Raw genomic sequence first — 232 nt, 5'->3', positions numbered from 1 at the left:
ATCTTCACATCTGTATTCTTTGAAATCTCGACGATAACCGTAATAATCATGTTTAATTCTATATTTGAAGAAGTGTAATTCTTTATTATTAGGGCACAAGTAATAGTCGTCTAGTTCATTGTATCGCCAATTTACAGAAATAAACGGATCATTTTTAAATTTCTTTTTCCCTTCTTTAATGTACATTCCATAAGTAATTAGTGGCGTCTTTTCAAAATCATCCAGTATCATT

Annotated in this window: 1 pseudogene; it reads right to left on the bottom strand. The window is 29.3% G+C overall.

Features of this window, described 5'->3' with window-relative positions:
• Window positions 1-232: pseudogene (locus CD172_RS12890) on the bottom strand (IS5/IS1182 family transposase); the annotation flags it as partial.

Origin of the sequence: Staphylococcus agnetis (genome assembly GCF_002901865.1) — a bacterium.
Classification (GTDB): Bacteria; Bacillota; Bacilli; order Staphylococcales; family Staphylococcaceae; genus Staphylococcus; species Staphylococcus agnetis.
Note: the sequence above shows the minus strand (reverse complement) of the source record. Positions and strands in the feature narration are given on the sequence as shown.